General features: G+C 60.4%; 9 protein-coding genes and 1 pseudogene. 4 read left to right on the forward strand and 6 right to left on the reverse strand.

Annotation, left to right across the window (positions count from 1 at the left end):
- Positions 1 to 164 precede the first annotated feature (164 nt).
- Both IVB27_RS01925 and IVB27_RS01930 read left to right on the forward strand, forming a co-directional pair.
- Positions 165 to 1,025, forward strand: a complete 861-nt coding sequence (locus IVB27_RS01925) for a YqaJ viral recombinase family protein (RefSeq protein ID WP_247440959.1) — start codon at positions 165 to 167, stop codon at positions 1,023 to 1,025.
- Entirely contained in the window at positions 1,009 to 2,178 is a 1,170-nt protein-coding gene (locus tag IVB27_RS01930; protein WP_247440961.1) for an ERF family protein, read from the forward strand. Before IVB27_RS01925 ends, IVB27_RS01930 begins: the two co-directional genes overlap by 17 nt.
- A 400-nt stretch (positions 2,179 to 2,578) precedes the next feature.
- Here the strand turns inward: IVB27_RS01930 and IVB27_RS01935 are convergent, their stop codons facing one another.
- The 3 genes and pseudogenes from IVB27_RS01935 to IVB27_RS01945 all read right to left on the reverse strand — a co-directional run.
- On the reverse strand, positions 2,579 to 2,917 hold the full coding sequence (locus IVB27_RS01935; protein ID WP_247440963.1) for an H-NS histone family protein: 339 nt from the start codon (positions 2,915 to 2,917) through the stop codon (positions 2,579 to 2,581).
- Between the two features lie 1,083 nt (positions 2,918 to 4,000).
- On the reverse strand, positions 4,001 to 4,447 hold the full coding sequence (locus IVB27_RS01940) for a hypothetical protein (RefSeq protein WP_247440965.1): 447 nt from the start codon (positions 4,445 to 4,447) through the stop codon (positions 4,001 to 4,003).
- 921 nt (positions 4,448 to 5,368) lie between these two features.
- Positions 5,369 to 5,494 (reverse strand): annotated as a pseudogene (locus IVB27_RS01945) (hypothetical protein); the annotation flags it as partial.
- Positions 5,495 to 5,617: 123 nt separating this feature from the next.
- Here IVB27_RS01945 and gmd point away from each other — a divergent pair.
- On the forward strand, positions 5,618 to 6,709 hold the full coding sequence (gmd, locus tag IVB27_RS01950; protein ID WP_247440967.1) for a GDP-mannose 4,6-dehydratase: 1,092 nt from the start codon (positions 5,618 to 5,620) through the stop codon (positions 6,707 to 6,709).
- A gap of 121 nt (positions 6,710 to 6,830) precedes the next feature.
- On the opposite strand, the gene IVB27_RS01955 is transcribed toward gmd, so the two are convergent.
- The 3 genes from IVB27_RS01955 to IVB27_RS01965 all read right to left on the reverse strand — a co-directional run bounded on the left by IVB27_RS01955 (position 6,831) and on the right by IVB27_RS01965 (position 10,965).
- Positions 6,831 to 8,138 (reverse strand): WcaI family glycosyltransferase, encoded by a 1,308-nt coding sequence (locus IVB27_RS01955; RefSeq protein ID WP_247440969.1) that lies wholly within the window; start codon positions 8,136 to 8,138, stop codon positions 6,831 to 6,833.
- A 60-nt stretch (positions 8,139 to 8,198) separates the two neighbouring features.
- Positions 8,199 to 9,173, reverse strand: coding sequence for a GDP-L-fucose synthase family protein (locus IVB27_RS01960; protein ID WP_247440970.1), 975 nt, complete (start codon positions 9,171 to 9,173; stop codon positions 8,199 to 8,201).
- Between the two features lie 763 nt (positions 9,174 to 9,936).
- Positions 9,937 to 10,965, reverse strand: coding sequence for an ABC transporter substrate-binding protein (locus IVB27_RS01965; RefSeq protein ID WP_247440972.1), 1,029 nt, complete (start codon positions 10,963 to 10,965; stop codon positions 9,937 to 9,939).
- Between the two features lie 346 nt (positions 10,966 to 11,311).
- Between IVB27_RS01965 and IVB27_RS01970 the strand changes: the two genes are divergently transcribed.
- The gene (locus tag IVB27_RS01970) at positions 11,312 to 12,676 is read left to right on the forward strand and encodes an undecaprenyl-phosphate glucose phosphotransferase (protein WP_247441180.1); all 1,365 of its coding nucleotides are present in this window, start codon (positions 11,312 to 11,314) and stop codon (positions 12,674 to 12,676) included.
- Positions 12,677 to 12,706: the final 30 nt, after the last annotated feature.

Consider the following 12,706-nt stretch of genomic DNA (forward strand, 5'->3'; position numbering starts at 1 on the left):
CCGGGCCAAAAGAGCAAGAATCTTGCTGCACAAAGCACTGGCATTTCCGAGCAAACGGAGCGTTACTGAGTCGGACCGGGCAGCACCAGCCCCGGTATCTCACCTCGCGATGGCGGGGCTTAGGCGGTGCGGCACCAAGCCGCGTCAGACCTAAGGAGATACCGGTGGCCACGATCGCAGCCAACGGCGCCGAGGCGCCGCATCGCCTCATCAAGTTCAATTCCAACGACCGGCGCGCCTTTATCGGCGGCTCGGATGCCCGCATCATCATGGGCAATGATCAGGAGGATCTCACGCGCCTTTGGCGCGAAAAGCGCGGCGAGATTGAGCCGCAAGATTTGTCGCAGAACCTGATCGTCCAGCTCGGCACCGCCACCGAAGACCTCAATCGGACCTGGTACCAGCGCTGCACCGGACAGGCCATCACCGACATTCAGAAGCGGGTGCGGCATCCCGTGCATAGCTGGATGGCCGCAACCCTCGACGGTGTCGTCGAACAAACCGGGGCGGTGTTCGAGGCCAAGTTCATGCTGCCCTGGGCTTTCACGGAAGAAGCCGCGGCCGACAAGCATATGGCCCAGCTGCAGCACAATATGTGGGTGATCGCGGCGCGCGTGGCCGTGCTCTCGATCGTCACCGGCGGCGGCAAATGGGTCGATATCACTGTGCATGCCGACCCGCTGTACCAGCATCTGCTATTGACCGCGGAAAAGAAGTTCTGGCGCTGCGTGCAAAGCGGCGAGCCGCCGGCCCTGTTCAACATCGAGCCGCCGCGGCCGCGATTGGCCGCCGTCAAGGTCGTCGACATGACCGCGTCAAATCTCTGGGCGGACTGTGCGGCGACCTATTTGCGCACCCGTGCGCCCCATGGCGAGCACGAACTGGTCAAGGCCGAGCTCAAAAAGCTCATGCCCGAGGACGCCAAGGAAGCGATCGGCCACGGCATTCGCGGCAAGCGCGCCAAATCCGGCGCGATCAGCTTTGATCCGGTGGAGATGGAGAGCGTCCATGCACCAGGCCAGTGAGCATATCGGCGCGATCGCAGCCGCGCTGGCCCGCGCCCAGGCCGAGCTGACCAACCCGGAAAAGACCTTGACCGCGCTGATCCGCTCGCCGTTTCTGCGCGATGACGATCGGACTTTTCGCTACGCCTCGCTGGCGTCGGGCCTCGACATCGTGCGCAAAACCCTCAGCCAGCAGGAGATCGCCACCATCCAGACCACCCGCGTCGAGACGGCCACCGGCACCATTCACCTCACCACCCTGCTGGCCCACGCCTCCGGCGAGTGGATCTCCTCGGACTGGCCGGTCTGCGCACTCAAGGACGTCGAAGCGCCGCACCGCATGGGGGCGGCGCTGACCTATGCCCGCCGCTATGCCCTGTTCGCGCTAGTCGGGATTGCCGGCGAGGACGATCTCGACGCGCCGGATACGGTCGCTGGTTCAGCGGGCGCGGAGCCCAAAGCGGCGTTCGGCGCCAAAGCCGGGCGCAGCAAGGGCGTCTTGCAGCGCCCGCACCTGCTGGGACCGGCACCATCCGCTGAGTTGCGCGAGCAGCTGTTGGGGCAACTCGCTAATCTGAGCGCGAGCGAGGACTTGCTGGCCTGGGCCAAGGTCAGCCTGCCCATCAAGAACACGCTGCTCGAGGCGGACGCCCGACTGGTCGAGGCCGCCTTCCAAACGGCGCTCGCGCAAGCTCCCGCGACCAGCCCTGCCGAGCCGGCGCGCGCCGCAGACGGCGCGCCAAGCCTGGTCCCTGCACCGGGTCCGGCCGCCGCGGTAACCACGGCACCCGACGCGCCTGCAACACCCGGGCTTGCCTTCCCCAAGGAGCCGCCGCGCAAACGCAGCAAAGACCACCGGCTGTTTGTGCGCGGACAGCCCTGCCTGGTCTGCCAGCAGACTCCGTCCGATCCGCATCACCTGAAGTTCGCGCAACCTCGATCCCTGGGCCGCAAGGTCAGCGACGAGTTCATCGTGCCGCTGTGCCGCGCCCACCACCAGGACCTGCACCGGCACGGCAACGAACGGGCGTGGTGGGCCGACATGCAGATCGCGCCATTGCCGGTCGCGCAGGACTTGTGGGCGGCAAGCCCCGTCCATGGAATTGCCAGCGCAGCAGCGATCGTCGACAGCAACATGTCCGCACACGTCGTCCTGGAGGCGAGACGGCGATGAACGGCTTCTTCCAGACCGCACAGCAGCCCACGGTCAACGCCATGCCGGTTGAGCTCGAAGGGCTGGCGCCGCCTCCCTGCTGTTGCCCCGTGCGAGCCGCGCGCAGTACCAAGCGCTGCGGCAAGCGAACTTCGCCGAAAGATCGCGATCCGCCATCGACTGGCTGCTCGCAATCGATGTCGCCGAAGCGTCGTGGAGATCCAACGCTACCGCGTGCTGCCCCAACAGGCTTTTTGAGCCTATCGCCAAAAGGCGATTGAGGCCGCCTTGCGGCGGGTCGAGATGGTTGGAATCGCCCCCGAGTTCGAGAAGGAGGCCGCGTACCATACGCGGCAAACGGGTTGAGCTGGCGGACCGTCCGATGGCTGCCACCGACCGGGGTGGAGCCACCCGCGTTGATTCATGTCATCTGCCGCTTCTGATCAAAAGCTGGGGCGATGAGGAAATCATCCAGCTTCCGGCCACCTCGAAGTTGCGGCTTAAGCCATCGCGGCACCCTGCCCCGCCCCGACCAGGTCTCCATCGGGTTGTTCGGATTCCGATACTTCGGACGAACGGGCGGGTATTGGCGGCGCTTACGCTCAAACCGAGTGACTTCGTGAGCCATTCCGATCCTTCGCAGCCGTTCCTCCAATCTGGCTTTTTCCGCCAACATTGTGTTGCCAAGCTTGGCGGCCACCTCGTCGTAAATTTTCAAAAGCTCGTCAAGCGAGAGCAACTTCAGATGATCGATGTTCATAGCTCCATCCCCGATTCTAAGAGCATTAATCAATCAGGCCCACGCAGCGGACAAGGAACGGCTTTAAAAATGGTCCCACCATCCACATTTAATTGCGGCAACCAGCGGTATAAAGGCGAGAGAGCGGTAATACCGTGACGAGCGCGAAAACTGTGGGCGCATTTAATTCGCGCATCTGGTCTGCGATCCTTAATTCTACACTGTTGCCTTTTGGCAACCCGGGCATCGCGCTCGGGCGCTGACTGAAGCGACCGTAAATGGCGCCAAACCGGGCAAAAAGCTGTCAGCGTCGGCGAGGGATTAGAGCTGGCACTGAGAGACACGGTCATCAGTCCGTAGAGTGGACGAGCTCAAAGTAGAAAATGGGAATAGACCGTTTCTGCGGGCTAGTTGGAAAGGAGATCTGATCCGCGAAGCAGATCCGTTAATTGCGGTGATGAGCTCGGATGTGGGCAAATTCACAGAACTGTTTAATGGATCGAGGAAGGTGCCCGACAAGCGCTCTGGTCTTCCAGCTCGGGCGGATGACACGAGAGCCTTCGCCATTGGAAAAGCAGGCTGCGGACGCACCCGCGCGGCGACTTCCAGTGGTCCCGATCGGAACGATCTTCGGCAACTCGCACGGGGCCTTCTTTGGCTGCACCGCAACGGGATGGATGCCCTCGTCCCCCGACGAAACACAGATATCACGCGCGACCGCCACCGCCGACGTCATCACCTCGCTCCAGAGCAGAGGGTCGACCTCGCAGATTGAAGCCGGACGATCCTGCCTTCGATGCCCGCCAAGTCAGGTGCTGGATAGATCGCTGCCATGCCCACACATTGTGATTGAGCTTGAGGATGGTCGCTCTCTAAGCAGTCGATGAAGCGGGCCTGTTTGTTGGATATGCGTTGCGGCCTGTCGGATTGGCTTCGATTTAGCCGTTGAGGTTTGCGGCGATCTTGGAATGGGTTCGCGCAGGCGGGGAATGTCGATCTTTGAAAATGCCGCGACCGTCCGCGGCAAAGCGGACACGGACGCCTGTCCGCCTCCACCGCCGGACCATCGAAATTGATGAATCTGCTCGCCGCTGCGCTCACAGACTACAAACCATTCTTGATCCGGCCGAGAACGCGTTTGGCCGAAACGGTGGTTCGTCGCTCGACTTGCGCTTTGGCGTCCAGCACTTTATCGCCAGCTCGCGCAGCGCGCGGGCGGTTCACATCGTCCGAAACACTGGTGCCCTTCCCAAACGTTCCGACCGGACGACCATTTGCTGCGTGACCAACACTGATGTTTGCTTTTGCCTGTGCTGCAGGGGCTGATGTGTTTCGGATGGACGACGGGCCAATGATCAGCTGGTCCTCATTGCTCGTGCCCGTCCCAACCGCGCCGATCGGCAGACCGTTTTGAGCGTGACCGACTCCGGCATTCCTTGCGGCCTGGGCTGCCGCCCGCGACTTCGCCGGCGTGGCGGGCTGAACGTTGGGATTTCTCGGTTGGCCGTTGGTGCCCAGATTTGCGCCCGTGGCGGTGTCTTTCGTCCCCATTCCTGGGGGCGCTGACGGACCAGCATTGCCTGCACGCGTCCCCATCCCAGCAGGCGCCGACGGGCCAGCGTTGGCGCTGCTCGCTCCCGTGCCCGCACCCGCAGACCCCGCATTTGCGCCGCCTGCTTGCGCCAGGACCAACAGAGATGAGCTCGCGACGATCGCGGCGAGAACCAAAGGGATGGCATGGGACATCGGACAATCTCCTTGGCCGAGCCATTAACCATGACGGGGGAACGCGGTTCCTGTTAGCCATTGCTCTTTCGACCGCCACAGTGCAGGGCGAAAGCCAAATGGCGTATCGGTTATCCTTCTGTGGTAGCAGGATACCCAACTTTATCCCCGAGCCAACTGGAGAGCGGGGAAAATCTCGCTGCTGCGGAGCCAAGCCGGTGAGGCCTCCCGATCATAAAGACGGAGAACGTCGAACCTGCCATTCAAGCCTTGCCTCTGCGAGCTTCACATGAAGCTTAAAGAGGCGGAGAAAATTGCGAGGGCAACCCGCGCGTGTGCAGACGCCGGCAGCAGGGCGAGATACTTGGGCGCAACAAATACGTTTCCTCGCAATGAGGGTTGGCCGAGTTCGACCCTCCTTCTTGCAGAAGTCGTTATCCGTTCAACCGGAGAGCATCACCCTCGTGCTGCTGGCACGCGAGGGAAGAGCCATTTTTGTACTGGACAATTTGAGTCCAATCGTCAGCTCGCTGCCGGAGCTATTGGATCGGTATGCTTTGGTGCGTTCGGAGTCAGAAAAGGATCCGCAACGTGGACGCGCGAATTGTCCGCCTTTTGAGGCTAGCTGTTTATGGGGATCAAGCGGCCAAGGCTCGGGCAGATGAAGGTTGCGGGCTCGCCGCGTTCACCGGCTGTTGACTGCGCTTAGCTGATCTTGATCGGTGCGCTCACGACCTTTGATAGTCGTCTCATCCCCGGCTTGACCACGATGCGCTTGACCTGATGGCGCTCGCCATTGTCGACGGGCTCGCCATTGTCGACGGACTGATAGCTGCCCCAGGGCCGGTGCACTTTGAGATGTTCCTCGGTAAGACAATCCAGTGCCTATTCGGGAGACCTCAAAAGTCGTTAATCTAAGCTTGATTTTTTCGTCCGGCCCATCTCCCTATTGAATCGGTTTTCGAGTACGACGGGATATCGAACCAAGAGATTGTTATGGCAAAAAAACGTGCACTAATTACTGGCGTGACGGGTCAAGATGGAGCCTATCTGGCTGAATTGCTCTTGGAGAAAGGGTATGAAGTCCATGGCATCAAGCGCCGGACCTCCCTTTTCAATACGGATCGCATTGACCATCTTTACCTTGACCCCCACGAGCCTGATCCGCCGTTCCGTCTCCACTACGGAGATCTGACGGACTCCTCCAGCCTCATTCGGATCGTTGGCCAAGTGCAGCCAGACGAGATTTATAATCTCGCTGCGCAAAGCCATGTGGCCGTGTCATTTGAGGAGCCAGAATATACCGCGAATTCCGATGCGCTGGGCACGCTGCGGATTCTGGAAGCGATGCGCATAGTGGGGCTCGAGAAGACGGCGCGCTTCTATCAGGCGTCGACTTCCGAATTATACGGCCTGGTTCAGGAAATCCCGCAAAAGGAGACGACCCCCTTTTACCCGCGCTCCCCTTATGCGGTCGCCAAACTGTACGCCTACTGGATCACGGTGAACTATCGCGAAGCGTACGGCATGTACGCCTGCAACGGCATTTTGTTCAATCACGAATCCCCGGTTCGCGGCGAGACCTTCGTTACCCGAAAGATCACGCGAGCACTCGCGCGAATCCATTTGGGTCTGCAGGAGCGCCTGTATTTGGGCAATCTCGATGCACTGCGCGACTGGGGTCATGCCCGCGATTACGTCGAAATGCAGTGGTTAATGCTGCAACAGGAGAAGCCCGAAGATTTCGTCATCGCTACCGGCGTGCAGCACTCCGTGAGAGATTTCGTCAATATTGCAGCGAACGAGGTCGGGATACTGATCCGCTGGGAAGGCAGTGGTGTCGATGAGAAGGGCTATGACACATCTAACGGAAAATGCATCATCTCGGTCGATCCCCGTTATTTCCGCCCCACAGAGGTCTCAACTCTCTTGGGAGATCCATCGAAAGCCAAGCAGAAACTCGGATGGGAGCCAACGACCTCCTTCGAAACTCTGGTTCAGGAAATGATGAAGGAAGACCTCGAATCGGCAAAGCGGGACGAACTGATCAAGCAGCACGGATTCAGATACTTTCCGCGTCACGAGTGATCTCGGGTTACTTCACCCATCACAGCGAGCGCGCAGGACGTAAGCGCTCATCCCGGCGCTCACCTTTGGCTGCTCTCGTTCGTCAGCAGACGTCATCTCTCCGCAGTTGAGGTCAGACGCCTCAGGGCAAGCGAACCGCATCCTCCACTGGAAGTCCAATGTTGTCGTTAGCGCTTATCGGTCTGATACCCTTCGGCCCTGTCGACTTGCGCCCGTCCGCCATGACTTCCGACCACCGACCAACAATTGTTTGTCGGTCCCACCGATCAAGAGCGCGCGTTCTTCCTTCCTCCCCGTAATGCTCGCGGAGGGCGGATGCCTCACTAAGCTGGCAAATTGCGGCTTGAAGGGCGGACGAATCTCCAGGTGGAATCACAAGGCCCGCGCCGGTCACTTCCGCCGCAAGCCCCGTACCCTCTTCGGCCATGGCGATGACGGGCCGAGCGGACGCGAAGATCGCGCCAAGCTTGGAAGGCAACACCAGATCGGCCGCCTCCGCCTTCTGCGGAATCAGGTGGAAATCTGCAGTTGCCAACAACTCGTTGAAGTTTTCCTTGGGCTGAAGCCCGAAAAAATGGATGTTGGGATGCCCGACCGCCATTTGCTCGAGCCTCATCTTATCTGGTCCGTCGCCGGCAAGGATAAAGCGAATATGTGGATGGCTTTGCTCCAACCCGATCGCGGCCTCGATCACGAATTCAAGCCCTTGCTTTTTCGACATCGTTCCGGAGTAGAGCGCAACGATGTCGGTCTCGCCAAGCTTGAGCTGCTCGCGATATTTCGTCATCCGCGAAGCGGGGCAGATCGCCCGGGTATCAATCCAGTTTCTGACCTCAACTGCTTTATTGAGGCCCACGCCTTTGAGGATCAGGCGATCCATCATCGGCTGAGAGATAGTCGAAACATGATCGAAGGATTTGAGAATCGCTGCTTCAGTCCGAAGCATCCATTTGCGCAAGAAACCGTTGCGCAGCAGACCAAGATCGAACGCTGCATCGACCTCGAAATCCTGGATGTGGAGCCACGATTTGGCGCCGACGCGACGAGCAACGAACGAGACGAAGGCAGCCGACATCAGAGACGGGGCTACCGCGATCATGACGTCTGGTCGCCAGGAGAGCGCATTCGCGAGGGCCGGCACTGCGCTCGAGAGTGCGAACGATGCATGATGGATGAGCCGCTTCGCTCCCGACGGATGTCCAGGGACATAGATCGGCGTACGCGTGACCCGAACGCCATCGATATGCCTCGTTCTGAAGTAACAACTACTGAAGCGTGGAGGAATCTTCCAGGCGGGATAATAAGGCGGTGCTGTGATCACTCTGACGTCGTGACCTTCGGCGACGAGGCTTTCGCAGAGCTCGCTGTTGTATTTCGCCACTCCGATCAGATCGGGGGCATAATTGATGCCGACCAAAAGAACACGCATAAAGGCGCAATCCAAGTAAGTTTTTCAGGGGTCAAATTATTATAGGCAGAATAGTTGAGCTTAGCTGGTGGCGCTAACCTCCAGATGACGGCCGTAGCCCTTTAGAAAATCCTGATACGCAGCGGCGAGACCGGCGCGCAGAGGAATATTCGGGTGCCAACCAAGGGCTCGCACCCGCGAGCTATCGAGCAGCTTGCGCGGCGTCCCATCGGGCTTGGACGTGTCGAAGACCAGGTTACCCCGATAGCCAACGACGTCTGCAACCGTTGCCGCGAAATCTCCGATCGACAATTCATCGCCGCTACCGACATTGATCGGCAGGTCGCTTGAATAATTCTTCAGAAGGAAGATACACGCGTCGGCGAAATCGTCGACATTGAGAAACTCGCGAAGCGGCGTCCCCGTGCCCCAGACACTCACGGTCGGCGCTTGCGCGAGCTTTGCTTCATGGAAGCGGCGGATCAGTGCGGCCGGTACGTGACTGTGATCGGGATGATAGTTATCGCCACGGCCGTACAAGTTGGTGGGCATCGCCGAAATGTAATCGTCTCCATATTGGCGACGATAGGCCTGGCACATCTTGAGACCCGCGATTTTCGCGATGGCGTACCATTCGTTGGTCGGCTCAAGCGGCCCGGTGAGCAATTCGCTCTCGGCTATCGGCTGTTTGGCATGCTTGGGATAAATGCAAGACGAGCCCAGAAACAACAGGCGCTGAACGCCGATGGCGTGGCTTGCGCGGATCACGTTGAGTTCGATAGCGAGATTCTCGCAGAGAAAGTCGACGGGGAAGTTGCTGTTAGCAGCGATCCCCCCGACTTTTGCAGCAGCGTGCACCACCGCGTCGGGACGGTTGGACTCCAGCCACCGCAGCGTCGGCTCCTCCTTGGTCAGGTCCAACTCGCGACGATCGGCGGAAAGTACCGTACAATTTTCTGAAGCAAGACGCCGCACGACGGCAGAACCGACCATGCCTCGATGACCGGCGACGAAGATCCGCTTGCCCGAAAGGTCGTAGGTTGAAGTCCCCATCATACGTTACCCCTACTCGGTCTTCCGATTGCGAAAGCCGAAAGCTCAGCCCTTTCCCGTGCCACGGAGTGCCGGCAGCCAGGCTCGTGCGCGCTCCCAATTGCTAACACAATCTTCACTGTTGAGCAGCCTGCTCAGGCGGGCAAGGCCATTAATGGTGAACTGCAACAGGATGCGTAAACTTAAAGCACGCCATTGGCAGTAAAATAGGCGGAGCAGCCGCGCGAGCCGCACGGCTGCCTTCTCTACCAAACATCAGCTGGTCCAGCTGACGCGGGATCAGTAAGCCCGTCGGAGGATCGGTCCCTCGGGCGCGCAGACGCGGTCCAGATACCAGCCGTACGGGGTCTCGACCCGAACCAGCGGGCAGTGACGCGACGGCACATAACGGTACGGATACGGTTGTGCCCAAAAGGTAACCGGCGTTACCTGAGCAGCGCCTGTGAGCAGAGCCGCGCTTGCGGACATCTGCATGGCGGCATTTGCACTGCTCGCTGCCCCCAAGGAAGCGGCCAATGCCAAAAGACTGACCCGCGCAAACGACCTGAACATTCGTAAAGCTCCTTTGCCCCAACAGAATTCACCGGTGAAGCCACTCAGCCCCCGCGGGGACCGTCTCGGCAGCACTGAGACCCATCAACCAACCCTAGAAATCGCCCTAAAATCGTTGGGCTAGATTACCAAGGCCTGACGGAGGAACGCAACCGTTCCGAGGCACCGGATTCAAACTTGGAGCGATATGGTGCAGAACTGTGGCTTCTTGGCCCTAGTTCTCGCCGTTCCAGGCGCCCGGAGCGCCAAGGTCCGGCGAGCGACGGTAAACATCGCGAAGGAATTGATAGTTGACTGCTTGGGCGAGCGGTACCTCCTCCTCGCCCAGCTTCGCGAACATCAGGATGTCCCGAAGGGTCCTCCAGCGGCTTTCGTCGTAGTCGGCGATGCGGCCACCGGTTGGCAAGATGAGGCTCCGCTGCTGCTGTAACTCGGCTTTCAGGCGGTCCGGGCCAAGCCTTTCGGGGGCAAGGCCGGCGAGAACAGGCACGCTCCGTGCATAATCGCTATAGACGAACTGCCAGCCGCGGATAAGGCCTTGGAGCACGTCCGTGATAATGGATGGACGGTCATGAATGAGGTCATTGCTCGCGAAATAGACCAGCCCCGGGACATGAATGCCGTAGTCCTGCGGTTTGATCACGTTCAGCCGGAGGTAACCCGCACCGGACGGACTTGGCTGGTCATCGAGCGCGGCGATGATGGCGTCGACCTCACCGCCACGGAGCGCATCGAAGCTGTCGCGATCGGCCACTTTCGTTACCTGGCTGCGCGGCAGGCCCAACTGCGCCATCATCGCATCGAAGATTACGTCTCCTTCGCTCGCCTTGCGGTAGCCGACGCGTTTGCCGACGAGGTCGGGCGGACGACGCAACCCAGAGCTTTCCAGGGTAAAAATCGCAATCGATGTGTCGAGGAAGCTTGCGGCGAACGCCGTTACGGGAACGCCGCGCCAAGCGGCCAGCAGAAATTTTTGGCCGGTTGTCACGCCTATGGCATGCTCGCGTGCGATCGTTTCAACGAAGTTCGGGTCGTCAGGGTGCGGGCGCAAGGCGATCTGGGAAGTGAAAAAGCCCCGCTTGAGCGCGATCAATTCGCCGGCAAAGCGCGCCGCGTAGGGTCCGTCGAGGAGCAGACTTGCCGCGGCCGCGGGGTTCGATGCCGGCCGCGAAGGCAGCGAAGCGGGGCGCAGTGCGATTATGGCCAAGCCCAGGACGGCAGCGGTCGCAAGACCGATCGCCACATACCGGCTGGAGCGTCGCCTGGATCGAGTCTGAGGCACTGAAGGCATCCTAACGAACTGTGAACTTTGGCATATCGGGTGAGGGCAAATGCGCTACAATCAATCCATTCGGGGTAAGGTTACTTTTTCCTCCGCCTTGTTTTAATTGCGATTCTGCCCGATAGCACGGTGTATTCGGATAGTGATTTGATCCTAAGTGAGCATTAGCGCGATGACACTTTTATCGGCTCGACCTGCTTCCGTCCCTGATTCGGCTGCGGAAATTCGCGTGGTGGAGCCAGTTTCGCCGGCACCTCAAGGTCTTGCGTGGAGTTTTCTTCGCCCACTGGTTGTGGAGCGGCTGGTGATGGTCATCGACGGGCTGCTGGTGGTACTGAGCGGCATCGGCTGCGCGGTCGCCTATCATCTCTACACCCAATCAGCGCTCGGCAAGGCCAATGTCTACGCCGCGGCCAGCGTCCTGGTCGCCATCAACTTCATCCTGCTGACCACGGTCCAGCACGGTTATCGGCTCAAGAACATCACCAGCCTGTCGCGCGCGTTCCGAACCACGGTGACGACGTGGACCGGGCTGTTCGGCGCGCTGCTGGCGATCGCCTTCACCATGAAGGTCAGCGAGGAGTTTTCCCGCGGCACCACGCTCTCGTTCTACCTGGTCGGCCTCACGGTGCTGCTGGCCTGGAAGCTGGCGGCCGGGCGCTGGACCGCGAGGGCGCTCGCGACCGGCGCGTTCGCCAACAGCCGCGCGGTGATGATCGCCGAATTCGGGCTGCCGGCGGCCTCCAACACCATGATGGACCTCGCCCAGCACGGCTATCGCCTGATGCGGATCATGGAGATCCGCTCCGCCGACCTCGCCTCGCCGCTGCTGCTGTCGGCGATCGCGCCGCGCTTTGACGAGCTGATCGCCTATGCGCGCGAGAACCGGGTCGAGCACATCTTCCTGCTGATGAACTGGAGCCGGCAGCACGCGATCGACAGCATCCTGGACGCGCTGAAGATCCTGCCCGTTCCCGTGCATCTGGTGCCCGATGCCCACGCCGCGCGCTTCCTGCGCTATCCGCTGCAATCGACAGGCAACACCTTCACCGCGGAGCTGCGCCGCGCCCCGCTGTCACGGAAGGAACGCGCGCTCAAGCGCACGCTCGACCTTGCCGGCACGGCCCTGGCGCTGATCGTGTTCGCCCCCGTGATGCTGGTGACCGCCGTGCTGATCAAGGCGACCTCGAAGGGGCCGGTGTTCTTCCGCCAGACCCGCAACGGCTTCAACGGCCGCGCCTTCAAGATCTACAAGTTCCGCACCATGCGCGTGCTCGAGGACGGCCCGAAAATCGTGCAGGCGCAGAAGAACGACCCGCGCGTGACCGCCATCGGCAAATGGCTGCGCAAGACCTCGATCGACGAGCTGCCGCAGCTCTTCAACGTGCTCAAGGGCGACATGTCGCTGGTCGGCCCCCGCCCCCACGCGGCCGCCCACAACACCGAATATGAGCAGATCATCGGCAACTACGCCTACCGCCACCACGTCAAGCCCGGCATCACCGGCTGGGCCCAGGTTAATGGTTACCGCGGAGAAACCCGCGCGCTCGAGATGATGGAGAAGCGCGTGGAGCATGATCTGTGGTACATTAATAATTGGAGCTTGTGGTTGGATGCGAGGATTGTGGTAGCAACGGTGATGGTCACCTTCGCTCGCCCCTCGGCGTATTGACCGAACTTTCCTTCCGCTGAGCCTTGCCAA

Origin of the sequence: Bradyrhizobium sp. 197, assembly GCF_023073375.1 — a bacterium.
Classification (GTDB): Bacteria; Pseudomonadota; Alphaproteobacteria; order Rhizobiales; family Xanthobacteraceae; genus Bradyrhizobium.

What these genes read in the sequence shown, in the direction of transcription:
- IVB27_RS01930 (WP_247440961.1), top strand. Translation starts at nt 1,009, where the DNA reads ATGCACCAGGCCAGTGAGCATATCGGCGCGATCGCAGCCGCGCTGGCC.
- IVB27_RS01935 (WP_247440963.1), bottom strand. Translation starts at nt 2,917, where the DNA reads ATGAACATCGATCATCTGAAGTTGCTCTCGCTTGACGAGCTTTTGAAA.
- IVB27_RS01940 (WP_247440965.1), bottom strand. Translation starts at nt 4,447, where the DNA reads ATGGGGACGAAAGACACCGCCACGGGCGCAAATCTGGGCACCAACGGC.
- gmd (WP_247440967.1), top strand. Translation starts at nt 5,618, where the DNA reads ATGGCAAAAAAACGTGCACTAATTACTGGCGTGACGGGTCAAGATGGA.
- IVB27_RS01955 (WP_247440969.1), bottom strand. Translation starts at nt 8,138, where the DNA reads ATGCGTGTTCTTTTGGTCGGCATCAATTATGCCCCCGATCTGATCGGA.
- IVB27_RS01960 (WP_247440970.1), bottom strand. Translation starts at nt 9,173, where the DNA reads ATGATGGGGACTTCAACCTACGACCTTTCGGGCAAGCGGATCTTCGTC.
- IVB27_RS01970 (WP_247441180.1), top strand. Translation starts at nt 11,312, where the DNA reads ATGGTCATCGACGGGCTGCTGGTGGTACTGAGCGGCATCGGCTGCGCG.